The organism is Adlercreutzia sp. ZJ304 (genome assembly GCF_011039075.1).
Classification (GTDB): Bacteria; Actinomycetota; Coriobacteriia; order Coriobacteriales; family Eggerthellaceae; genus Adlercreutzia_A.
The window spans coordinates 1-25,468 of record NZ_JAAKEG010000020.1 but is presented as its reverse complement, the minus strand read 5'-3'; the positions used below and the strand labels follow the sequence as shown (position 1 = coordinate 25,468).

Annotated in this window: 17 protein-coding genes; 9 read left to right on the top strand and 8 right to left on the bottom strand. The window is 46.6% G+C overall.

All coding sequences use genetic code 11. The features are described 5' to 3' along the window. The 7 genes from G7Y46_RS08735 to G7Y46_RS08705 all read left to right on the top strand — a co-directional run. Positions 1-1,943 (top strand): leucine-rich repeat domain-containing protein (locus G7Y46_RS08735; protein WP_165253970.1); only part of this gene is annotated, 1,943 nt, incomplete at its 5' end. Positions 1,944-2,055: 112 nt separating this feature from the next. Beyond that, on the top strand, positions 2,056-3,972 hold the full coding sequence (locus G7Y46_RS08730; RefSeq protein WP_165253969.1) for a hypothetical protein: 1,917 nt from the start codon (positions 2,056-2,058) through the stop codon (positions 3,970-3,972). Between the two features lie 217 nt (positions 3,973-4,189). Then, complete coding sequence (locus G7Y46_RS08725; RefSeq protein ID WP_165253968.1) at positions 4,190-7,654, top strand: InlB B-repeat-containing protein; 3,465 nt, start codon at positions 4,190-4,192, stop codon at positions 7,652-7,654. A 122-nt stretch (positions 7,655-7,776) separates the two neighbouring features. Continuing rightward, positions 7,777-8,400, top strand: coding sequence for a flagellar protein FliS (locus tag G7Y46_RS08720; RefSeq protein WP_165253967.1), 624 nt, complete (start codon positions 7,777-7,779; stop codon positions 8,398-8,400). Between the two features lie 258 nt (positions 8,401-8,658). Next, positions 8,659-9,579 (top strand): hypothetical protein, encoded by a 921-nt coding sequence (locus tag G7Y46_RS08715; protein WP_165253966.1) that lies wholly within the window; start codon positions 8,659-8,661, stop codon positions 9,577-9,579. A gap of 66 nt (positions 9,580-9,645) precedes the next feature. Beyond that, the gene (locus G7Y46_RS08710; protein WP_165253965.1) at positions 9,646-10,314 is read left to right on the top strand and encodes a flagellar protein FliS; all 669 of its coding nucleotides are present in this window, start codon (positions 9,646-9,648) and stop codon (positions 10,312-10,314) included. Positions 10,315-10,421: 107 nt separating this feature from the next. Then, on the top strand, positions 10,422-14,237 hold the full coding sequence (locus G7Y46_RS08705; protein ID WP_165253964.1) for a hypothetical protein: 3,816 nt from the start codon (positions 10,422-10,424) through the stop codon (positions 14,235-14,237). Between the two features lie 607 nt (positions 14,238-14,844). Here the strand turns inward: G7Y46_RS08705 and G7Y46_RS08700 are convergent. Then, complete coding sequence (locus G7Y46_RS08700; protein ID WP_165253963.1) at positions 14,845-16,239, bottom strand: serine hydrolase; 1,395 nt, start codon at positions 16,237-16,239, stop codon at positions 14,845-14,847. Positions 16,240-16,645: 406 nt separating this feature from the next. Then, entirely contained in the window at positions 16,646-18,133 is a 1,488-nt protein-coding gene (locus tag G7Y46_RS08695; RefSeq protein ID WP_165253962.1) for a DUF2142 domain-containing protein, read from the bottom strand. A gap of 127 nt (positions 18,134-18,260) precedes the next feature. On the opposite strand from G7Y46_RS08695, the gene hisS reads away from it, so the two are divergent. Together hisS and aspS are read left to right on the top strand one after the other, a co-directional pair. Then, positions 18,261-19,565: a histidine--tRNA ligase gene (gene hisS, locus G7Y46_RS08690; protein ID WP_165253961.1), complete on the top strand. Its 1,305-nt coding sequence runs from the start codon at positions 18,261-18,263 to the stop codon at positions 19,563-19,565. A gap of 49 nt (positions 19,566-19,614) precedes the next feature. Beyond that, the gene (gene aspS, locus G7Y46_RS08685; RefSeq protein ID WP_165253960.1) at positions 19,615-21,393 is read left to right on the top strand and encodes an aspartate--tRNA ligase; all 1,779 of its coding nucleotides are present in this window, start codon (positions 19,615-19,617) and stop codon (positions 21,391-21,393) included. Positions 21,394-21,405: 12 nt separating this feature from the next. On the opposite strand, the gene G7Y46_RS08680 is transcribed toward aspS, so the two are convergent. The 6 genes from G7Y46_RS08680 to nrfD all read right to left on the bottom strand — a co-directional run. Continuing rightward, positions 21,406-21,792, bottom strand: a complete 387-nt coding sequence (locus G7Y46_RS08680; RefSeq protein ID WP_165063024.1) for a phage holin family protein — start codon at positions 21,790-21,792, stop codon at positions 21,406-21,408. 8 nt (positions 21,793-21,800) lie between these two features. Continuing rightward, the gene (locus G7Y46_RS08675) at positions 21,801-23,210 is read right to left on the bottom strand and encodes a Sapep family Mn(2+)-dependent dipeptidase (RefSeq protein ID WP_165253959.1); all 1,410 of its coding nucleotides are present in this window, start codon (positions 23,208-23,210) and stop codon (positions 21,801-21,803) included. A 220-nt stretch (positions 23,211-23,430) separates the two neighbouring features. After that, positions 23,431-24,093 carry a molecular chaperone TorD family protein gene (locus G7Y46_RS08670; protein ID WP_165253958.1) on the bottom strand — a complete coding sequence of 221 codons (663 nt, stop codon included), beginning with the start codon at positions 24,091-24,093 and terminating at the stop codon, positions 23,431-23,433. Continuing rightward, the gene (locus tag G7Y46_RS08665) at positions 24,077-24,529 is read right to left on the bottom strand and encodes a DUF4405 domain-containing protein (protein WP_165253957.1); all 453 of its coding nucleotides are present in this window, start codon (positions 24,527-24,529) and stop codon (positions 24,077-24,079) included. The genes G7Y46_RS08670 and G7Y46_RS08665 overlap by 17 nt, the downstream gene beginning before the upstream one ends. Beyond that, positions 24,522-24,908 carry a hypothetical protein gene (locus G7Y46_RS08660; protein WP_165063028.1) on the bottom strand — a complete coding sequence of 129 codons (387 nt, stop codon included), beginning with the start codon at positions 24,906-24,908 and terminating at the stop codon, positions 24,522-24,524. The genes G7Y46_RS08665 and G7Y46_RS08660 overlap by 8 nt, the downstream gene beginning before the upstream one ends. 106 nt (positions 24,909-25,014) lie before the next feature. Then, on the bottom strand, positions 25,015-25,468 hold a 454-nt coding region (gene nrfD / locus G7Y46_RS08655; protein ID WP_165253956.1), incomplete at its 5' end, for an NrfD/PsrC family molybdoenzyme membrane anchor subunit.

Sequence of the window (25,468 nt, the reverse complement as noted above, 5' to 3'; positions counted from 1 at the left end):
AGCTTATGGCCATTTCTGTTGCAAATACAGGGAGCGCAGCTTCTAGTGCCTATGCCGCCCAAGATGGAATCTTATATACAAACGACTTGTCCTCACTCATAGCTGCTCCTGCTGGCATTGGTGCTAGCGTGGCTTTGGCTCCTGAGTGCACCGCCATATCGCAGGGTGCGTTTTGGGGAAATGCTAGCCTTAAAACAATAATTGCAAAAAGCAATATAGCAAGCATCGATATGGGGAAGATTTATAGCGAAGCTTCTGCCGGCGCCCTAAACGAGGCTACCACCGAAGAAAAGCTGCAATTTGAATCTAGCCTCTATACATACAACGGCATCAAATATGTTTCAATTCCTGCTTTTATGCCGGAAACGGTGCAAGATGCCACTGTTGTAATAAATGCACCTGCAGAAGGCGAAGAAGCAGCCACAGCCGAAAGCGACACAGCAAAAGCCGCATGGCAAGCGGCTGGCTTTACCCACTTTGACAACTCAGCCAAACCGGGCGACACCATAGTCCCAGAAAACGGCTTTGGCTATACATTTAAGCTAACAGATGCCTACACACTAGAGGTTTCTTGGACAGACACGTCCACCATTCCAAGCAACCTATCAATCCCAGATTTTGGCATTATCAAAGGCGTGCCCTACAAAGTTGCAAGCATAAAAAGTGCAGGCTTTGCCAACGCAAAAAACCTAGTCACCGTAAGCATCCCGGCAAGCGTCAAAACAATTGGCGCAAGTGCGTTTGCAAACTGCGAAAACCTAAAAACCGTCAACCTAACAAACAACGTCGAAGTTATAGAAGACTCAGCTTTTGCTAACACATCGCTTCTAAGTTTTGTGTGCCCTAAAAACTTAAAAACAATGGGAAAAGAAGCGCTTTGTGGCATTGACGGCGCAATAATTGTTATCCCGAAAGACGCGCGCGCAAAAATCGATCCGGAAGTTATAGCAAGCTCAACAAACACAGATATCTACATCCCTTATAGCGAAAAAGACCTATACACCATAAACACTGGTCTTTTAGCAAATGGAAACCACATTTATCCTTACGGCATTAAGTTTGCAGACGGAATTGAAGAGCTCGAAGTGGGGCAAAGTGTAAACCTTTTTGAAAACGGTGGAATCTTTGAAGTCCCGGGCGATATTAAGGTGACATACACCTACAAAGCAAAATCCATCAGCATCGACACTAAAACAAACACGCTTACCGCCAAACAATCGGGCGCTTGGAGCGTGGATGTCGATATGGTGTTAGGCATACCCGAAGCTGTAGAAGACAACAACATTTCCTACAAAGAAATAGAGCTGGCACCTGCAAGTTTTAATGCCAAAGAAAATGACGAAACCGCCAAAGAAAACACTTCCACAGCGCAAGCCGCATCAACCGTGCAAAGAAACCTTCGAACACTTAGTGCAAGAATTGAAGGCTACAGCTACGCAAATGATGAACAGATAAATGTTACCGTACCTGCCAATGTTTCATTTGGTGGACAAGATGGCATTGATATAACAGATACAACTCGCCCCATTCAGGCAGAAACCTACTTTAGCAACAACGGATGTGCTGTAGTGCTTGAGTCTATCGAATGCCAAGAATGTGCAGAAAACAGCATCTCGAGTGTGTTTGAAACGGCAAACGGAACAAGTGTAGAAGACGAAAAACTCTTTAGCCTTATAAAAGACGGTGCGTCCGTTGATTTCGGGTACAACAAATACGAAAGCACAACTGGAAACGGAAGCGTAAATGCAGCAACTGCCAACTTAGATGCTTTCAGTCTTGGTATAGATGAATCAATCAACTGTCTATACAGGTTAAACCTAACAGATTTTTCAGGCTCTCTTGAAGGTGTTGACGCACGAGTAAAACTAGCTCCCGATATAACGGACGGCTCAAACAAAAACCTTGTGCGTGTGGTCTATACGTTTAAGAAAGCAACACCTTAAAAGGCAAGCACCAATCAAACAAAGCAAATTATTACCCAGATTAAAAGGACTGTAGGAACAGTACTAAGAAACACACGCTTTCTTAGTACCAAAAGCAAGGAAAGGCAAGGAAATGAAAACGACAGCACAGCAAAAATCACCTCAAGCTGCGCTATCACTTCCCTTAGAGGCAAGCTGTACGGCGCTGCCTTCTGCGGGATCTGACAGATGCACCACATTTAGGCATCCAAAGCTAAGAAAAGCCATATCTGCAACAATGGCTGTAGTGTTGGCTGCAACAATGTGTCCAGCCCTTGCGGCAACCACCAATGCAGCAGCGCCCGATGCAGCTTATGCAGCGGAAGGCGAAGGCGGCACCACAAGAGAAAACACTCAGATTAGTGTAACTGCTCCTTTTGAGGTGAACTTTGGTAGTGCTGAAAACCCTATTGATGTTGCTAATCAGCCAGCCACAATAGAAACTCAAAGCTACTTTAGAAATGGTGGAGACTTAGCTCTTAGCATTCATCAAATTGAATGCGAGGCTGCACCTTGGACAGATGCTGCAAATGCAGTTCTTACAAACACATCGGGTGATCTATTAACGAACGCAGATAAAGTCTTTAGCGTAAGACAAACTGCTAACACAACAGATGCTGCAAATAGTTTTGGATATGGGGATACCCTTGGGTCTGGAAGCATTACATCTACTATAGGTGTTAACAAAGGTGACTCTGTTGATGTTACATACAGCTTAAACCTTGGAAACACCGCCAAGATTAACCCTGCTGCTGCAAAGACGCAAGACCGCCAGAGTCTTGGTAAGGTGAAGTTCACGTTTGGAATTTTTGCACCTAAGAGTAGTGCGGAATTTAAGAGTATTACCGTGCCAGATAAAATTCAGGATATGACAGATACTTCAGCTAGAAGTGCTTTTGATAATAATCTTTCTATTCAGAACGCTGGATTCTATCTTGCATACGATGGACATATTTACAATGCAGAAGACGTTAAGGCGCATGCAGAAGATATATCTAAAAATGGAGAAAGTTCGCTTTATTACGATATGTATGACGCGATGCTAAATCAAGATGTTGTGTGTACTGAAAACGGTCAGAAGACGAGCAGAAATACAATTGCGGCTGGTTACATATGTAAGACTCTTTGGGTTACGCATTTGGACGGAATAAGAAATGCGATCATCAACGAAACTGATGGATCTATGAAGTTGTGGTATGGATTAAGAGTTATAGGCATTCTTCACGATGATAAAGCGCTAGATGAAGGAAAAGCAGGCTTAACATTTCAATTTGTTGAGGTAATGGAGCCTACAGATGTAGGTGTTATGGCTAATGAAGATCGCACACCGATCTATACGACAGCAGGTGATTCATGGGGATCTATGGTGAATAGTGCAACAAACAGTTATGCGGGCGGATGGTCTGCGTGTGAACTGAGATATAGATTAAATCCTAAAAACACTACTGATCGGAGGCATTTTGGAGAAAATTTGACTAAGGATTTTAAAGGAATAGGCTCTTATAAATATGATTATGAAAGTAAATTAAATACACCTGTGGATCCCACAGTTATTAATCGAGATGCATATGATATTTGGGCGCGCATTAACTCTAGGTTACGAAACGTTATTGTTCCTGTATCAAAACAGTCTTCGGCTAATTGCAACAGAGGCACAAATGATATAGAAACAACTACTGATTACGTTTTCATAATGAGTGTAGGAGAATATCTTTGGTGGCAACTTAATGAGGTAAATGGATTTTATTGGCTTGCTAATGAAGGATATCCTTATGAATATTATGATGCATTGAATATAAGGCGGACCGGTAGATATCCTGAGCTTATTCGCTATTACATTAGCGATTCTCATATGCATACAACTTATTCGGCCTCTGAATGTCAAGCTTATTCATTAAGTAGAACTATGACGGATGGTCTAAGTCAAATTCATAGAATTACTTCTGTGGGTGCTATTGATGGTGGCTCGTTAAGCAATTCGTATGGAGTATTGCCTTGCTTCTGCTTCTAAATAACTAACCACCTGCTCCCGCTTGTTTTATTAATTCGCTGTATGCGGAGGCTCTTAGCAGCCTCCGCATACAAGCCGGTTTCACTTTTGTACCACTTAAAACCTAACTGTTTAGTGCGTTTTCTTAGCAGAGACATCCTTTCTGTACGCTCGTGCTTTGCTCAGAAAACGCCCTAAATGAATGGCTGTATCTATCTACGGACAAAGAAGGCACAACATGAATGCCCATTTGAGAAAACTTACATTTAAGACAAAGTCGAAAGTGCATATTGCATTTGCGCTTATGTGTGCTTGTGTGTGCACTTTTGCTCTTTTATGTTTTGCGCCTTACAGCGCGTGGGCAGATGTGCCTTCAAACACTCTTTATTCTCAGAATGTGTCTTTGGGGATATATCTAACAGACACCACAACATCTACTGATGCAGATGGAAACACTGTTACCAATAATTCGCCTTCTGTTGTGGTAACGCCCGAGCCTTTAGTTGGTGCAACCACCGATTTAGGGATATATCTAACAGATTCCTCGAAAGATGGCGACTTTGAAAACAAGCCCGCAATAACAGGCACAGGCGACAACCGAAAGGCAGAAATTGCAACTGAGCTTGGCATATATCTAACAGATACATCTACTGACAGCGCGGGCAACACAAATACAAACACAAGTGCTGCGCCAACAACTGACACTAATATTGGCATAACGACAGACCTTGGCATTTACCTAACCGACACATCCACCAAAACTGACGATGCCGGCAACAACATTACAAACACAAATGCCACCCCTGTAGTCCCGCAAGCATCTGTCTCTACCGACCTTGGCATATACCTAACCGACACATCCACTGACAGCGCGGGCAACACCAACACCCAAACAGCGCCTGCACCAGATGCAACAAGCAAAGTGGAGGCAGCCACCGACCTTGGCATTTACCTAACAAATACAGACAACACCGCAAATAGCAACGGCGCAAATGCCGGTGTTGGCACAACCCTTAGCATGAAGATAAAAGATGCGCGCGAAAAGACTGTTTATACATTTAGCCTTAACAACAAAGAAGGTGCCTCTGTGCCCGATTCTGTTCGTGCAACTTGGGCAGACGAGGACAAGACGCAGGCAGATATTGAAAGATACGTTGCTGCGCCTAAGGGAGAAGCGCTGCCTGCAATTGATGAGCCTGCCGTTATAGAAGATGCCTACCACGTACTTAATGGTTGGGATGTGGTGCACAATGGCGCGCCCGTCGGATTTATTCCCAAAGGTGAAGTTAACACCTTAGAAGTTGAGGCGGGAACGTATCAGTTTGTTGCAAGCTGGGCAGGTCCCGGATATGTTGACTTCGATGCAGCGGAAGGCGCGATAAGCGGCAGCTATGAAGGCGCAACTCTGGATGGCGACGGCTCTAAGCTTGTTTATGCAGGAAAGCCGAATGCAACATTTAATGCGTGCACCAACTTCCCAACAGTTACTGCACCTGATGCAAACAAAGTGCTTTCACACTGGGAAAAGCCAGATGGAAGCGTGGCTTCTGTAAGCGACATTACAAAAGTGGCATACTCAACTTCTCACACCACATTTAAGGCTGTGTGGAAGGAAAAGCAATCCGCCATCATCAAGTTTGATGCGCTGGGGGCTACACCTAATGCCGCATTTAATGACGTGGTTGGCAAAGTAGGGGATGCAATTAGTGCAATCTTTCCAACATCTGCCACACCAGAAAAACAAGGCTACACATTTAATGGCTGGTACGAAGCTGCGCTAAATGGCGACGGCACGCCGCAAAAAGACGCTGACGGAAATTATGTGTTGGTCGACGGCGGCACAGCCATAACAGCTTTCCCGGAAACGTTTGAAAAGCCGCTTACGATATACGTGGCTAAGTGGCAGGCAAATGCGTCCACTGTGGTTTTGCATGCAAATGGCGGCACGTTTGGTGAGGTAAGTGAAGGTACGCTAAGCGATGGCAACCAAACGCTTACCTTAAACGGCAAACACGACGATGCCTTTACTTGCTCGGCAGAGCCAACGCGCACAAATTACAAGTTCACGGGCTGGTATGCAGACCCAGAGTGTAGTCTTGCAGCTGCACTTCCGACTACATTTGTACAAGGCGACACTCACCTATACGCCGGATGGGCTATAGATAATGCTAATCTTGTAAGCATCAACTTCGATCTTAACTACGAAGGCAAACCGGCTGGCACTTACAAAACGTATACTGGGCTTCCGGGGGATAGCACTACAGATTTTGTGTTCCCGAATAATAAAGACGATATAACGCGCCCGGGAGACAGCACTACGCGCTTTGAGTTTGGTGGATGGAATACACAAGCTGATGGCTCAGGTGACTATGTAACAGCGCTTCCAAGCGTATTCCCAGAACAAAGTGTTACATACTATGCCCAGTGGCTTGTAAAAGAAAGCTCTGTGGGTGGTGATGCTGAAGCTCGCGTTATCTTCAACTTTAACGATGGCACAAACACTACAACCTCTGTAATAAATGCCACCGCGGGAGAAGATGTAAGCACTTGCTTCACGAGCTTCCCAGCAGACCCTGCTCGTCAAGGCTACACATTTGTTGGTTGGGCTGACGCATTTGGAAATGTTTACAACGACATTTCTGGCATAACGGGCGAGAACCCCTACAAGCAAGCACTTCAAAAGGCGCTTGAGTCCAGCAAGCTAGCGGCGGGCGTTACAACTTATGTCGCCACGTGGGCACCAAATATCTACAAGATTCAATACGTACAAGACACCGGTGGCACTCAGGTTATGGCTACGCTTCCAGCGGATGGCAGCGCGGCGGGCAGCGCATACACATATGCAGATTCCTCTTCTGCAGAAATTGAGCTTTGGACACCAACATTTGGTGAAGGTGGCGCAAGCAAGCCTGAAGGATATGCGTTTGCTGGCTGGCATGTAGGCAAATGTGGCGAAAGCGCTTCTGCCCTAGAGTACAAAGACTACAACGCAGGCGATAAGGCCGACCTAGCCGACCTTGTAAAACTTGCTGCAGCTGCAGCAGATGGTAGGGCTGACATAGATGGGGCTACAAACACTAACGCAGGTTTGATTAAAGTAGTAGCTAGGTGGACACCTGTTTATAACGTGGCTGTTCCTGTTGCGCCGACAGATAATATTCACCTTGAACTTATGACAGATGAATTTGAGTCTTCTGCTGCAAGTTATGCCATTGAGTCAAAGACTCCTTGCAAGATTGACCTTCACGCAACGTCTTCTGCAGAACTTAAAGAGGGCGCTTCGGGCACATACGTGCTAGAAGATGTGCTTACGCGCGCAAAGAAGGAAGGCACAGAAGATCTTGTAGATTACTGGAATCTTCACACTTACGACTACGCGCTGCAGCACGATATATGGTTCAAGTTAAAGAAAACTTCTAGTGCGCCTGCAGAATCTGGCGCAGCAGAAGGGTCTTCTAATGAAGTCTTGCTGCCGCTAAGTAGCGGAGAGATATCTGTAGGAAGCGTGCCTGCAAATGAAAGCTTCAACTTTGATATGTCGCTTTGCTATAGCGCATCGGGCTACTTCAAAGCAGAGCCTAATGAAGTTGAGCAAAGGATAGCAACTATTACATGGATTGCCGCTACATCAACAAGCGCTGATGGCACTGTTGGTGGCGGACAAGATAACACCAAAAGCTATTTGCTTACTTTCACGAACTGAACATGAGAGCGCGAGCTGAACACGAGAGCGCGAGCTGAACACAGGCACGAGCTGAACATGAGCGCACAAGCACTTTGTAATTGGTTAGACGTAGGAAAACTTATAGCAACTAAAGGATGAACATGGCAGACAATAACAACAATCAGCAAAACCGTACAAGTCAGGCAACTTATGGCATAAAGCGCGAAGGGGATGGGGGCGCGCCTCATGCAAGACCTTCTGCTAAGTCAAGCGCAGGTCTAAATACTGCTAACAAAAAGCGCACTCTACTAATTGTTTTAGGCATTGTTGTAGTAGCCATAGTTATTTGGGTGCTTGTATGGATGTTTGCGTGCAATGGAAACGCGCTTTTTGACCCCAATGCGCAAACCGGTCAAGCGCCGTATAAAACCCAAGAGGAAATACAAGCCGAACTTGACCGCACAGTAGAAGAAGGCATGTTCAACATTTCTATTGCGAGTGTTATTGAGTTTGCAGATGGCACATCCTCTGGTACTGCGTATATCGAAAACGTGCCGGGCAACCGCTACAACATGCAGGTAACAATAACTGATGACAATACAGGCGATGTTATATACGAGTCGGGTGTTTTAGCGCCTAACCAATACATTGAAAACATCACCTTATCTAAAGATTTAGAACCCGGAACTTATAACGCAACTGCAACTTTTTCGGCACTAGACGCTACGACTTACGAGGAAGTGGGGCAGGCGGCAGCCAAGATTACGATCAATGTTGCCGGGTGATGCCGCTAGATTCGAGCGGGCGAAAGGCTACGTTCAGAAGCTTCGCAGCCTTCACCCTACCTTCCGCCTTCTCGAATCAATGGAAAGTTTGGTTTCATGCGCTTTTGGGCGCTGGACATATAAGGCTCGAAGGCTTTGTACAACGGGAAAAGTACTAGCAGAGCCAATTGCGAAAGTAAGTAGCTTTCGCGGGTGCGGCTAACAGCTGCATCAAGCAAGCAAGGACGTTATGGCTTATTACATAAAGGAGGAAAAGCCATGAAAAAGACTAGTAAGGTATTTGGGACTATTGCCTTAAGTGCGGCACTCGCATTTGGAACAATGGTGCCAGCATTTGCAGCAGATGGTGAGGCTACGGCTCCTACTTCAGCAAACTCTTTCAATGCTGATGGTGTAACTGATGATACTGATGGTACTCCGAAAGACAGTGAGGGAAAGCCTACTGCGCGTTCTGGTAGTGTGCAGTCTCATGTATATCTAACATCTAATATTCCAAATATTAATGTTACCGTTCCTTTGTATGTGAATGTAAATGCGCCAGTTGTGGGAGGTGCCGTAACTGGACCAACTGCTGGTGTGAAAAACCTTATAGATGGTGCATATACTGGCAGTATTACACTTGATGCTAGTAAGCTTACAGAAGATGACAAAGATAAAGGCTTTAAACCGGGTGATTTTAATGCAGGGGCTAAGGGATATCGTATGGAGAACTACTCCCAAGTACCTGTTACTGTAACAGCACTTCAAGTAACAAACATAGATGAAAAATGGTCACTAACAGATGCTGTTACTAGTGGTAGTGGTGCCGCAGATGCTCCTATTAATAAAGTTGGTGCACTAGGTCTTACTTTAGTTCCTGTTAAAGGTAGCGCAGTGACTACGACTTACAATGGAACTACTTCGCTGACTACTAACTTGTCAGAAGGCACCATGAACGAAAATCCTCTTACACTTTCTATAGGTAATGATGATTCTGAGACTGCATATGCTGCTGCTACGACGAAGTTATGGAAAATGTATCCTCGCACAGCTGAAGGCGTGCCGTCAGTTATGGGACTTAGCCTTACAGGCAGCAGCTCTAAGCTAGATATCGGCAAAAATGGCGTAGGTGACAGCACAGCAAATGATGGCAAGTACTTCGCCAAGGTATTCGATATTGTATTCACCGTTTCCGCTTAATCACTAAACCCATAAGTTATTTGCAACATATCTGTATTTGATACGCAAAAGAAAGAATACATAAATATGACTACACCCGAAAACAACTTCAATTCATCTAAAAACTCTAGCGCCTCTAGCAAAAGGGCGCAAAATGCTCGGGTGCATACTTATGGCATGGGCAAGGGGGCTGAAATAAGTTCAGCCCCCAACCCAAAAGGCGTTTCGCGGTCTGCGCAAGCGCAAGCACAGCCCAACGGCAAAAAGAAAAAGCCTGCAAGTTTTTGGATTGCAATTATTGTGGCTTTGCTTTGCGTTGTTCTTGCGTGCATTGTGGCGCTTTCTATGTGCAACACTAAAGGGGAGCGCTCGGGGGATAAAGGTCAGCTTACAAACAAAACGCAAGAAGAAATACAAGCCGAACTTGACCGCACGGTTGAAGAAGGCATGTTCAATATCTCAGTTGCTTCTGTTGTTGAATTTGAAGATGGCACAAGTGAAGGCGAATTCAGAATAGAAAACGTACCGGGAAATCGCTATTTAATGCAGGTGGTGATTACACTTGATGATACAGGAGAAGAGGTTTACAGAACCGGCATTATCGAGCCTGATCACCATATACAAAAAGACACGCTTGATAAAGATTTAGATCCCGGCACATATGCTGCAACCGCTAAGTTTTTGGCGCTTGACCCAGAAACTGAAGAAGAGATAGGTCAGGCTGCCGCCAAGATATCGCTTGTAGTTCATAACTAAGAGCGAGCTATCAAAGAGGCAAGTCATTTTAGCTAAAGGTGGGATGAAAAAGTGGGGCTTCTGCAAACGCTATTGCAGATGAAGATAAAGGGAAAAGGGTTTTAGCCATGAAGAGCTTTCTTAAAAACATACTGCGCGTATTTGTAGCTTTGTGCATGTGTTCATCACTTGTACCCGCCATGGCACTTGGCGCGCCAGCTGAAGGTGGCACGCCGGGCGCGTCGGATGCGCATCCAACATTTACCCCTGAAACAAACGTAGATGAAGAGAGCTTAGGCGGTCTTGACGCAAGCGGTCAGGCTAAAACTAGCGTTTGGGTAAGCGTTGAATACAACTTCCAAATAACAGAAAATTCATCTTCTGTTACAAATCCAAAAGATACAGATGCTATTTGGGTTCGGGCGGAAGGCAGCGCATACACAAATCCTGCCGACTTTGAAGTTTGCTGGCACTATCAAATGGTGCAGCCTGCAGAAGACGGCGTAAACCCAGACGATTACAAAGGAGAAGTTACCTACTCATTTACAGACAGTCTTGCCGATGGCGCGTCAAACAGAATAGCTTTCACAGAAGTTGAAGGGCAGACTGCTCAATTTAGCGTTTATCCTTCCAAGGTTTTATCGGCAGGTTCACCTGATGGCGAATACGAGTTTTGGGCAACCGTAAAAGACAAAACAGGACTTGAAGCTGCTTTTGCAGATACGCACAAGATTGGTGTTGTGCTGGATACATCGGACAGCCTAGATTTAACAGATAACGCAGAGCTTTTGTGGAAAGACGGCGCAGCTGCCACAAAAGATAACTTTACATGGTGGGCATCTACAAAAGATACGGACGGGAAGTCTGTTGCAAGTGTTATAAGCGGCGCTACTCTTAGTGGCACTACCTTAAATACAAAAGATGAAAGCGATAATGCTGTAGAGGCATTTGTTGAATATATCGCAGATGATAAGGCGGAACTTGTTGGCGCTTGGGGGCTTCGTCTGGCAGATTATCCAGCAGATACGCCAATTATTAGAACTGGAAAGTTCTATACAACACTAGATGCAACAGATGCGCTAAAAGCAGCTCTTGGGGATGCGTTTGATGCATCTGTAGCCACGGAGGACAAACTAAACGAGCTTACGGGCGCTCTAAGCCTTTTGTGGTACGAACCAAAAGATACAGATGCAGGCACTACATTTACTGTAAGAGAACTTGGCGCAGGCGATTCTCTTTCCTTTTACAAAACTGATGGTGGGAAAATATTTGCAAGTTTTATGCTTGGAGGCGAAAGTGCCGATTTAGGAAGCTTTGCGCTTTGCCGCACGCTTCCGCCAGAGGCTCCCGAAAAAGATTCGTTTTCTATAACATCGGATGTGTATGTGCCCGAAAGCGGTCCAACTGGTGGACTGATTGACCCTTTGGGTGCATCTGTGCATGCAGAGGGAACTTATCCTACGTTTTCTCTGACTCCATCATCTGATGACTATTATGTAGGCGATATTCTTATAAGTGTTAAGGGCAAAAGTTACTCTTATGCGCAAAACAACAAAATTGATGGCGGCGAAAACGTACAGAAAATAGGTACACTTGATGGAGACGAGTTCACGTTTTCTGCTCTTGCCCGCGAAAACTTTGGGTTCAGCGAAAGTGACAAAAGCCCCTTTAGCATTGGAATTACTGCGCAATTTGTGAAAAAAGACACAGGAGAGGACCCTGATTCTGGGCTGACCGAGCCAGAAGACCCAACCGAGCCGCCCTCGCCCGATAATCCTTTAGTTCCAAAGAGAGTAAGCGTTAATGTAAATGTTGGAAACACGCTTACAAGCCCAGATAATAAAACTTTAATTGAGCTATGGAGTGGGGACAAAACTAATACCGAAAACAAAGTGGCAGACCTTAAATCGGGCGCAAAGTACATAAACAACAGCCGTCCGGCAACAGATTCCAAATTCGATATTTCAAAGCCAATATCGCTTAAGTTTGCAAGCATTATTGAGGGAAGCCAAGTTGACTATGTGCTTGTCAAAACAAAGGATAAAGAGGGCAACCTTGTAGGGCACGAAATTCTAGATAGCGAAGGTGAACCTGTCTTAGATGCTGCGGGAAACCCTGTTGTGGGACTTAAATACACGCCGGATAAAGACGGTTGGGTAAGCATAAACAACTTTTATGACGATGTGGAAATAGACGTTTTATTTAAGGCGGGTACAGTTGCGCCGCCTGTGCCAACTGATGTGAAACACAACGTATTAATAGATGTTGATCCTTGCATAAAAAGTGCAAAGATAGGCGAGGCAGACGGGTTTTCTGCAAGTGTTTCAGATGGGGATAGCCCCGTTGTTACCGTGGTTCCAAACGCAGGTTACAGGGTAGCGTCTGCAAACATTTCTAGCGACTTAAAAGGGGACGACGCATGGACTCTTACAGGGGACAAAACCTTTGATGCAGAAGGCGTTGTTAGCTTTAGCCTTCCCTCTGTAAAGTATGATACGCGACTAAAGTTTATTCTTGCGCCTATAGAAGAAGGTGGCGACACCGTTAAAATTGAAACTCCGGGACCTACAAAGCCGGGGGATGGTCCAAAAGTTCCGGGCACTAATGGCGATGGCGGAAACGGAACAAGTAGTGTTGTTGTGCAAGGTCAAGACCCAACACGTCCGGGAAGTACAATAGTTCATGCCGGAGATGAAGTAACGCTAGATATTGTTCCGACTACGCCAGATAGCGATGGCTTTGAAAACAAAATTGAAGATATTGTCGTCGGGGATGATGTAATATTCCACGTCCCTGATGGGGTAATAGTTGGTGGAGATGGCTTTAATGCAGGCGACTATATAGTAGTGCCTGACGGTTGGACTTGTAGTCCGACTCCCGGAAGTGAAGACGATAACGGTATATACACATTCACTAAAGAAGACGGCAAAGTTATCGTACTTGACACAACAAATAAGGACGGAAACTACAAGCTGACATACGAAAATATCAGCGAAGAAGATATAGAAAATGGACTAGTTCATGTTGGCGCTACTAAGACTACCCAGTTTGAAGTCGATGTTGTAACCGGGGCTAACACTGGAAGCGCAACTGATGGCGGAACATATTCTGTAAAAAGTGGCGACGGTAAAGCAGAGGACAAAGTTATTACAATTACGCCTTTTGCAGGTTATGACTTAGACTTTGTTTATCTTGATAGCGAAACAGATACACGCTGGGATCAAATTGAAGCGTTTGATACAAAGACAAGGAACGCGCTTTCGCAAAGAAGTACGTTTTCTCAAAGATCGTCTGTGATGGCTTTAAGTAGAGATATCGGTGCGCTTCCTGCAGAAGAAGCAGCAGATGCCAAGGCGGCGAGTGCAACTTACTATGAATACACTATTCCCGGCACTTACTATACAAGCAAGCCTAAAGTAGATGTAAGAATTGGCTTTAAGACGCTAGGTGGTGCTACTCCACCTCCTTCAAGTGGTGGAGATGATGGAGATAGCGAACAAAATCCCACTCAGCCTGAAGCAGGAACCTACACTCTAACTGCGCTAGTTGCAGGTACAGGGCATGGAAAAGTGTTAGAAAACTCGACTCAGGTTGTAAAGAGGGGTTCTAGCTTTACTTTCCATTTTGTTCCTGAAACTTCTGCTTATAGAGTTGTGTCCATAAAACTGGATAATCTACCTTCTGTATCGTATACATCAACCTCTTATACGTTTACAAATGTTGATAGGGATCACACGCTAGTAGTTGAGTTTGGACCCGTTGCATACTCTGGGGATAATTCGAGTACGGCGCGCGCCATAAGGCATCTTCAGCGCCTTGCTCAAACTGGAGATATTCAAGCTCCTATAGTGCTTGGGCTTTTAACAGTTGCTTTTGCATCTGCAGGTGTTGCTATCATTGTTAGCAGTCGTGCGACCTGCAGAAGGAAAGAGCGCAAGCACTAACAGGCGCTGCAAAAGGGGGCATAAACGCTAACTGCCTAGTGGCAAAATGGAGCGCAAGCACTACCGATGTAGCCGCAAAACCTCTAGCCTGAAAGTCATAATTCGCATGCCCGAATTATGACTTTCGGGTGCGTTTCTAGGTGTCTTTTCGTGCAAAATCGGGCAATTCCCAACTGTAATTTCGTGCAAAAGCCCGCACCTCCCAAACACGGTCATGACACCAACAATCGGCAAACAACCGCGGCGCGCGCTGAGCGGAGAAAAAAGTCAGAAAAATGGTCAAAACTTCCGACTTTCCACTGTGAAAAGCACAAAATAGCGCCTATAGATGCATCGCTAAATGCTGTTTGCCCAGTGTTCTCCACAATTCAAGGTAGCTATGTGGCAATCCGACCATGGAAAGTCGGAAGTTTTGACCATTTTTAAGAAAAAAGTTTACTCATGGATCTGATTGCGTGCAAACTGCTCTGATGTGCTGTGAAATTACTTGCTAAGCCCATTAAGTGTTTGCCACCTAAACTTTGCAGCTTCTGCGAGTCGTCTGCTCCGACTGCATTCGATGCTTTCTAGCAAGTCAGTCGCCCGCACCGACTACATCCAACGCTCTCTATGCGCTTACTTCTTCGGATTGGTCGGTTTGCGCTTGTGTGGGAACTAAATTGTTGCGCAGATTAAACACGGCATTTACAAGTTCGTGCATATGCTCGGTATTTCTGTCGTTGAAGTACGAGTTAGTCATAACACATAGCAGGTAGTCGCGCCCGTTTAGAGTTACTATTCCGTTTTCCGAAATGGACGACACACTTTTACTGCTGCCGGGGTACCATCCAGCTTTGCTGCGCACCAGTACCAGTTCTTCGTCGGCTTCGGTTATGCTGTTGTCGCCCCCTACGGTTTCCATGACTACTTTACTAGCGTTGCTGCTATTACTGGCTTCGTCACCGTTGGCAGAATTGCCCGAATTGTTTGCATCAGTAACCGCTTCATTGCCACTAGTCTCGCTAGCTCCAACTTCAACAAGCTGTTCAACGTTGTAGTACTGACCGTGCTCATTTACATGGTTGTTTGCTTCTGCTTCAGCTGCTTTTTCGGCTTCGGTTAGGCTGCCGGTTATCGCAGTACGCATAAACGATGTTTCGGTTGATGAATACAAATCGTTTAGCAGCTGGGCACCGTCGGTATTGGTGCCAAGATAGTTGTATGTAACGCTCCAAAGACGGGCGGCATCGCGCGCGGTGTAGTGCGGGTACCATTCATCATATGCCATGCCGCTGTCGGCACCAATTGACGACAGCCATGAAGATAAATTCTCATCCTTAAAGCTGGACCGCAGCGCGCCAAAAGACCCATTGTCTGAATATATTATGGTGTCGCTTATCATGTTTTTAAGCGTATCTTTGCCCGAAAACGAGAAATGCCCGCTCTTGGATGTTGTGCCGTCGCGCATTGAGGATGTCAGCTTAAATTCGCCGGTGTCTACTTTATTCATAAGCAAGTAGGCGCAGAATGGACCTTTGAACGAACTGGCTCCGTAAATTTTTTCGTCAATATTGCGCGCGAAGCCGCGCCCCGACCCTATGTCCATCAGAATATATCCAACAGAAATGTCGTTTTCGTTGTAATACGCCAGTACGTTGTTTAGGGCAGCTTCGTTTTCGCTGGTCAGCGTGGGCGCATCGCCGCTGGTTAGCGTAAAGCCAAAAGTGGTTTCTTTGTCGGTTGGTTGAATGCTGGAGAAGTCGGTCGGAGAAAGTGGCTCGTACTTGGGCTGGGCTTCAAGCGCTTCTTCCAAGGTTTGTGATGTTTGCTCTTCAGTTGCCGCTGGGTCTGGCTCGAGCTGCGCTGGCGCAGCTGCCCATGGATGCCACACGAAAAGCACAGCCGCTATTACCACTACGGCTCCTACGGTGTATTTGTTGATGTAATTCAGCAGCTGCTGCCAACCGCGCTTTCCGCCTAGAGAACTGGCGAAAGATCCGGGAAGCATGTTCTTTTGAATCATATCTGCGCTGCTGATTTTTCCTCTGCGCTGCGAATTACTGCGTTTGGCACCATTGCTACGTGTGACTCTAGGGGCTTTTTTTGGGGCTTTTTTTGAGCGAGATGCCGAAGCTGATGCGGAAGATGATCTAGTTCGCTTGTAATTGTTTTCTTTGCGGGGGACGTTTCGATTGCTGGATGTTTGCTTTCTCGAATTACTGCGCGAAGACGCAGACCTTACGCGATCTGTGCGTGTGCGCGTAACGCCGCTGGCGGAGTGCTGCCTATTCCTGTTTCCTTGCCCAGAATTGCGACGATCGGGGGATTGCCGTGGTTTTCTTGAATTGGCAGGACGGCGCCTCCGGTTGTTATTAGGTGCTCGATCCATAAAAAAGAGATTATCATTTTGCAGCGCATCTTGTAAATCTTTATGAATTAGATGCATGCCAAAAAACATGATGGCAGTCAACTAATAGCAGTACACCGTAGGGTAGGAATGGCAAAAAGTAGCGGTATTGTATTCCTAGTACGCCGGCTGTGTCGGCAGGTGTGTATTGCATCCATAAAGCAAGGTATACAAGCAGAGCGGTAGTTACTAACACTATCCATACGGCGCACCAGAACACTATTAGTTTGTTGTTGTTTAACACTGGCGAATTTGCGTTGCCGGTTTGCGGTTCATTTGGCTTTTGCGCCTGCGGGTTTTGCGGTGCGTTGTTCGCGGAATTTCTAAGCGCAATTTTCTTTACTATACAGGCGATAATTGCAGCGGCGCCTAGTAAAATCCCTATCCAGAATACAAAAACTCCTTCGCGCCCAAAAATATAACTTCCTTGCACATTCACTATGCTGTATGCAATTTGCGATATTGCGTCTGGCAGGTTGTAAAAGAGGCTAGAAGTGCGCTCTTGAACCGCGTCGAAGGGAACCATTGCGGGGCTAGTTGAAAACCATGAATTCGTGCGCACCCATGCAAGATCGATAAGTACTGCAGCCACGAATGTCGCAAACACTATCCATGAGCCTTTTACTTTGCGGTGCATGAACGGAACAATAAGCGCCAACACAAAAAGCGGCGCGTATGCAAATTTGGCAATGGCAAGCAGGAATCCTACGCTGGCAAGCGCTGTAACATATCGCGTGGATGGTCGCAGCAACACGCAGCGATATAGCAGAGCTGCAAATAGGATACTCAAAGCAAGGGCGAGTGAATCGGCTGATATAGCAAACGAACTTGGGAACCACATTCCGGGAAACACGATAACTAAGAACAGCGCCAGTCTGTATCGCGGGATTATCATGATGGCGGCGGTGCAGCATACTGTCCAAAATAGAAGCATGAAAATTTCTGCCAAGTAGTATTGAACAACAGCGGGAAGCCCTAGTGCGCTGCCAAGTCCGAAGCCAAGAAGTTGTGGAATATAGGCAACAGGACTGTATACGGCAGTGTTGTTGAACGGCACTTCCGATGTGTCGGAGGTGTTGGAATTGGTTGTGCCGGTGGTGCTAGCTGTATTAGTGGTGTCGGTGGTGCTAGCGGTGCCGGTGGCGCTACTAGCAAGGCTAGCTGGGTCAACTACTCCTGTGTCGTGGTTGTTGTAGTTGTCTATGGAAAGCTGCACTATGTCATTAGATACGCGACCGCCCACGTTTTCTTCGGCAATGCAATGGTATAGCGAAGTAGAGCTTACGGGGTGCGCTACAACATCGCCGTTCAAGATGGCAGATATGCGATAGGTGTGCGTCCATACATCTGGTGCGTGACCCACATCTAGCGCTGCTATGCCAAAAGCGCCCAAAAGCGCAAAAATCGCAGCACACAGAAGTGCGGCTATCTTTGGCTTCGTTTCGAAGAAGCCATTGAAGGAAAACCGCGATTGCCGAGCTTGGCTTTTGTTTTTGTTGCGCTGTTTCATTGAAGCAATAGTACCAGATGCTTACATACGTGTTGTTGGCGGCTGCGTGCGGTTTGAAAGGTTGTATCTGCGCTACAATTGCTTAAATCATTCTTGATTCGACCACCGCAATTGAAAGGCAATTCAAATGGCTATAAAAGCACCCGAGGGTACGCGCGATCTTCTTCCTGACGAAGCGCTATTTTGGGAGCAATTCAAACGCAGCGCAACAGATGTGTTTGGGCGCTGCGGCTATGTGCTAATAGATACGCCCATAATGGAACAGACCGAGCTTTTTGTGCGCGGCATAGGTCAGGCTACCGATGTGGTCAGCAAAGAAATGTTCACAGCCATTTCGGGCGAGAATTTGAAGACGCTGCTTGATGGTGGCACCATAAAGGCAAAAAGTCGGCTGTCGCTTCGCCCAGAGGGCACGGCGGGAGTTGTGCGTGCGGTTGTTCAGCACGACTTGGTACCGCAGGGTGCGCCGCCTGTGAAGTTGATGTATGCGGGACCTATGTTTCGCGCAGAACGTCCGCAAAAAGGCAGGCAGCGCCAGTTCAATCAGATAGGAATTGAGTGCTTGGGCGCAAACGATTCAGCGGTCGATGCCGAGGCAATAGTTATGTGCATGCGGTTTTTTGCCGAAGTAGGTATTCCGGCTGACAATATGCGGTTGTTACTAAATTCCATGGGCTGTGAAAAGTGTCGCCCAACTTATCGCGAAATGGTGCGCGAATATATGGAACAGCATTCGGATGAATTGTGCGATACGTGCATGACGCGCGCCGAAGTAAATCCGCTTCGTGCATTTGATTGCAAAAACGAGGCGTGCGCGACTGTTATGGAAAACGCTCCGAAAATAACCGATCACTTATGCGACGAATGCCAAGAACATTATGCGCAGGTGAAAGACTTGCTGGATAGCGCGGGTGTGCAGTATGTAGAAGATGCGTCTCTTGTGCGCGGGCTTGACTATTACACGCGCACGGTGTTTGAAGTGCAAGTGATAGATGGCATGGGAAGCCAAAATGCTATAGGTGGTGGCGGGCGCTACGACAAGTTGGCTGAAGAAGTGGGCGGGCGCGCAACGCCCGGCTTCGGGTTTGCACTTGGCTACGAGCGCTGCGTGTTGGCGCTTCAGGCGGCTGGCATGGAATTTCCCGCTGCGCAACACTGCGATTTGTTTGTGGCGTGTGTAGATAGTTCGGCGCGCGCAGCGGCATTTGCGCTTTCGCAAGCATGCCGAGACAGCGGCTTTGCTTGCCAGATGGATTATCAGCAGCGCAGCTTAAAGAGTCAGTTTAAGTTGGCAGACAAGCTTTGCGCGCGTTTTGTGGCTGTACTTGGACCCGACGAATTAGCCGCAGGTGTTGCGAACTTGCGCGATATGCACACGCATGAAGAACAGCAGGTAATTCTGTCAGAGATACCGAGTAAATTATCGGTATAACTGGCGTACAATATGAAGGTTTCAATTTTCTTTATACAGGAGAGATGGCATGGTCGACTATTTAAATGACTTTAGTATGCATACTGCTACATGTGGACAACTTCGCGCTAGCGATGTAGATCGCGAGGTGACACTTACCGGATGGGCGTGGCATAACCGCGACCACGGTGGTCTTATTTTTATCGATTTGCGCGACCGCAGCGGATATGCTCAGGTGGTAGTCGATCCGGATTGCGTTAGTGCAGACGATTTTGCTTGTGCCGAACATGTAGGACGCGAATACGTGCTGCGCGTGGTTGGTAAGGTTCGCAAACGCGCGCCCGAGGCTGTTAATCCGAATATGGCTACTGGCGAAATAGAAGTGCTAGCTAGTGAACTTGAGGTGCTAAACACCAGTGTAACCCCACCATTTTCTATTGAAGATGGAATAGAAACCGACGAGACTACACGTATGAAGTGGCGCTATTTAGACCTGCGTCGTCCTGAAATGTATGCAAACATAGAGCTGCGGCACCGTGTTATGCAAGCCATGCGCCGCGCGCTAGACGAGCGCGGCTTTATAGAAGTTGAAACTCCAATTCTGGCTAATTCTACGCCAGAGGGTGCGCGCGACTACATTGTGCCTAGTCGTCCGAACCCCGGTAAATTCTATGCGCTGCCCCAAAGCCCGCAGCAATTCAAGCAGATGCTTATGGCGGGCGGCATAGAGCGCTATTTCCAGATAGCTCGTTGTTTCCGCGACGAGGATTTGCGCGCCGATCGTCAGCCTGAATTTACGCAGGTAGACATAGAGATGTCGTTTGTTACAGAAGACGATGTTATGACCATGATGGAAGGCGTGCTGCATGAAGTATTTGCTGCCGTAGGGCTAGATTTGCAGGTGCCGCTTCAGCGCATGCCTTACGCCGAGGCAATGGCGCGCTATGGAAACGATCGCCCCGATGTGCGCTTTGGCATGGAGCTGCACGACATAACCGACATTGTGCGCGATTCGGGCTTCAAAGTGTTTAGCAGCGTGGCGCAAAACGGCGGCATTGTGAAGTGCATCAACGCCAAGGGCGCGGGCGACTGGAGCCGTGGCGATGTAGAGAAACTTGCATCTATTGCCGAAGCGAACGGCGCAAAGGGTATGGCTTGGATTGCTTTCACCACCGCAGGCGAGGAAAAAAGCCCCATTATTAAATTCTTTAGCGATGAAGAATTCGCAGCGCTGAAAGCCGAAATGGATGTGCAGCCGGGCGATTTGCTGTTGTTTGCAGCCGACACTCCCGATGTTGCAAATGCTGTTTTGTCGGCGCTGCGCTTGCATATGGCTGATGCGTTGAACATACCGCGCGAAGGTCATTCGCTTTTATGGGTGGTCGATTTCCCAATGTTCCGCTACGACGAAGACGAGAAGAAATATGCTGCTGAGCATCATCCGTTCAGCAAAATTGTGAACGAAGATATGGATCGTATGGAAAGCGATACGTTAGATGTGAAAAGCTATGCATACGATGTTGTTATGGATGGCTACGAAATGGGCGGCGGTTCTATTCGTATTCATAATGCCGAAGAGCAGCGCCGCGTACTGCGTGTGCTTGGCTTAACCGACGAGCAGATAGATGAAAAATTTGGGCACCTGATTCATGCGCTAGAGCTGGGCTGTCCGCCTCATGGTGGCATTGCGCTTGGGCTTGACCGTTTGGTTATGCTGCTGGCGGGCAAAGATTCTATTCGCGACGTTATTGCGTTCCCGAAGACAAGCAGCGCAAGCGATCCAATGACTGGTGCGCCAAATGAAGTAACCGGACGTCAACTTAAAGAAGCTAACCTACGTTTGCTGTAGATTAGCTTGTGGCTAATTACTCTCCGAGTTGGAATCGTTGCCTATTAGCCCATTTAGTAGGGCTGATACTATACTTATTATGATGGACGCAAGGAATGCCCAGCCAAAGTCGCTGATGTAGAAGCCTACTTGGAATATGCCGTTTGCTAGCCATGCGGCAATGTATAGTAGAAACGTGTTTACTATAATGTAGAAAAGCCCCAGCGTAAGCACCGTTACTGGCAAGCTAAGAATTTGCAGAATCGGTTTTATGCTCATATTTATAAGCGACAGGAATAATGCAAATATAGCTATGGCTATCCAAGAGCTATCGTTGCTTAGAATAGTTATTCCGGGCACTACCCAAACTGCCACACCTACAGCTATAGCTGTTATCAACCAGCGCATTATAAAGTTCATAATACTCCCTACAGGTCAAGCTCACAAAGTTTGCCGAATGCTAGTGCGTATATCTTCCATGCTGTTTTTAGTTGCTCAATGCTTATTCCTTCGTCGGGACCATGCATGCTACCCACCCAATCTGGGTTTTCTATCCAAGGCATCTCTACTCCGAAACTTGCGCCGCGCTTAAATTCGCGCGCGTATGTGCCGCCACCAATGGTGAACGGCTTGCGATCTTCACCAGTTATAGTGTTGAAGGCTTCGCTGAGCGCCTGTATTTCAGGGCTGTTTGGATCGGTTAGGAAAGGAGGCAACAGCATAGTGTTTTCCACTGTAGCACCTATGGGTTCGAATACTTTGCGTAGTTGAGCTAGCAGTTTATCGCCATCGGTTGAAGTGGGGAAGCGACTGTCTAGTGTTTGTATGAAGCGATTGTTGTCCATTTTGATGGTGCCGCCAACAACGGTTAGCGGACCAAAGTAGTCGTCATGCGTAGCAATGCCAACGCCGCTACCATCTGTATGGTCTAATAATTTTTTGTCGGTTTCCAAAAATTCGCGTTCAGCTTCGTTGCATAGATTATTTTCTAGCAGATAATTCACCAGCATAGCTATAGCGCTTTTGCCCGATTCCGGTGTGCTGGCGTGCGCGCTTTTGCCCTGCGCGTGTATGCGTGCGCAAGTGTCATTTTCGCATGTTACGGTTATGCCATCTGATGCGGGCAGTTCGTCGGCATTTGCGTGTACCAGCGCTATGGCCTCGCCCGGTACTGCATTAGTAGCTGCACCGCCTGTGAACTCTGCGATAACACCATCGGTTATTGGCTTGCTTGTTATGTTTGCGTTGAAGCCACCCTTTTCGCCGTAACATACCGGGAATTCTGCATCTGGCGTAAATAAAAACTCAGGGTCGGCATATGTTTTGCGGTAATGCTCTACATCCATCAGGTCGGTTTCTTCGTTTGCGCCAAAAATGAATCGGAAGGTGTAAGGCAACTGTTTGCCCTGATCTTTCCAGAATTTCAAGGCGTACAGACACACCATAAGCGGACCTTTGTCATCTAGTGTACCGCGACCTATAAGGTAGCCATCCTTCTCGGTTACATTGTACGGCGGGAAATGCCAACCCGGTCCATCGGGCACTACGTCTACATGACCGATTATGCCCAACTGCGTTTCGTGTGCGCCGGGAAGTTCGGCGAAGCCGGCGTAGCCCTCCACATCGGTAGTGGCAAAACCCATGCGCTTGGCAATAGATAGCGCTTCGGTTAGCGCGGCGCGCGGTCCGGGACCAAACGGTGCGCCTGTTTCAGCTTTGTCTAAATCTTCAACACTGGGAATTTTCACCAGACTAGTTATGTCGGCAAGGCACGCATCCCAATTTTCTTCAATGTAGGCATCTATCTTGGTGTGGAAGTCGCTATCTATGATTTTCATGTGCTTCCCTTTCAGGAGTTGAATGATTACAACCATATTAACATCGGAAAGCTGCAAAGTTTGCCATTTGACAAACGACATTTCCTGCAGCGCTTTATGCGTGTTTCGAATATCATATAAGTGTATAGTCATTCATTGGTCTGCGGGGAAGTACTTGATATCGAAATCTGACATCAAGATGTATCGTATTGGTAAACCTATGGTTTTCGCTACTCGCGAATTAATACAGCGCCCCAAGAGCGCATTTCAAAAGTGATGCTGCATTTCTGTAGAAAGGTATGCGAGTTTGCTCGCATACCTTATCTGCAAAACGAGGTATCCATGTTAGCGCGTGTTCTTCCATAAATTGCTTATAAGCCGCACACGCGCATCCTCCGGGGAAATCTGCTTGGGAATTTTCGCTAGACTTTTCGTTTGCATCTTGCGTGTCTTCTGCAGTGCAAAGCAGGGCTAGATACTCAAGAAGTTCAAGTTCGCTAGCAATATGATCTAGCGGCTCGTTCGTGCCTTCGGGTTGACCAAGCCCGCATGCCTTGCAAAACCGCTCCACATCCATAGAATGCGGATTCACAAACAAAAGCCCTTGTACACCGTCGTCTTTTGCCCGCCAGATTCCTTCATATGGAGACACTATTACAGGCAAACCTATAAACATACGTGTTGCTTCAACTCTTAGCGTATGCAGAAAAACCTCTGCATCGTTTTCAATTATGTTTTCGTATTGCCAATTTAGATTAAGCACATCGGTAATCTCTAATGCAGCATCTCTCCACTGTTTACTAGTAACAGCTTCTGCAAGTTCTATATTAGGGTAGCGAAAACTAATTGATAAAAGTTCACATATAGTTGCGCGAACTTGCCATGCGTCATGAGTTGTTAGCATTAATGTCTCCTGTTGTAGATGCATGTGTATCGGTTTTCCAAAGACGACGGGCAACATTTATGTTTATCACTATATGTACGAACAAACATGCCATAAACACTTTTGCGGATATCGCGTGTAGCGGGTCCCAAAAGTAGTATCCATCTGCATATAGACCAAATGTCAACAACACTGTACCCGATACCATAATGCCCGATATTGCACACACAATAAGAGATGCGGCTATTAAGACATTGAGTACAAGCCTGCCAATTTTGGCGCTGCTAGATAAAGATTGTTTATTAGCTATGCCATGCTTTGCGCAGTGAACAATAAGTGCAAGCGTTGCAAATATGCCTATCCATTCATGCAGAGGAATGCCTGTTATTACAGGAAAGGCAGACACAAGATACAAGATAAGCAAAACCACATCAACTATAACTGTTCGTTTAGTCATTTGATGCCTCCTTATCTTCTCTTCCTCTGGAAAACAGGCGCACTATAACAACAAGAGACACAACTAGCACTACAGGCATTAGTATCCAAATATTAAGAGACGCATCGCTTGCTTGGTGATATCGTGTATAAAGCGTATCTAGTGCATGACACTCAACAGACGTACAACTTGCTTCTGGGCAAGCCATCTCGTGTATGCCATCTGGTGCGGGTACATCATCAAAGCCATGACATACACCAGATGCGCATCCTGTAACAGGACAAGGTGAAGTTGCGCTTATAGGTTGGATGGATGTCTTTGGCTCGGCTACAAAGCCTACGCCTAAAATAACGGCCCCGAACACAATCATTACTAAAACGGTGAGGATAGACTTTTTCATTTTATTACTCACCTCAAATAATAAGTTTCTAATTTATATCCCGGCTGCCCTAGAGGGGTAGGCAGCCGGGATGACAGGAGAGAGAAAGTTGTCAGTTATATAGTGCCTATTCAGTCTTATCTTTTAAGGGCAGATACTTCACACCTAAAAGGAATATAAGAATTGCTAGACCAACTACACCTATCGTTATTCCACACTCAAGAAGGGACGGCCAATAAACGATTGATTCGTATGCACCAGATAGACCTGCAGTCCAATTTGTGATGGTGGAAGAACTTATAGCGCTTGGCCACTCGATATTTGGAATCTGAAAGCCTCCAACAAGTAGTTGTGTGCGCTTGCAGAAGATGCCAATGATAGCCAAAAGGCTAGCTATGACTATAAGTGGATTTGTGCGAAGACGCGGGCAGAAGCATACAACTATACAAATTATGCCGCCGATTATTTCTATCCAGAAAAACGGAGCTAGAGGTCCTGCAACTAGCATCCATACGATATCTGCACCTGAAGCTGCTGGAAAGCCTGCTGTTAGAAGGTCGCATGCAAAGAAGTATAGATCT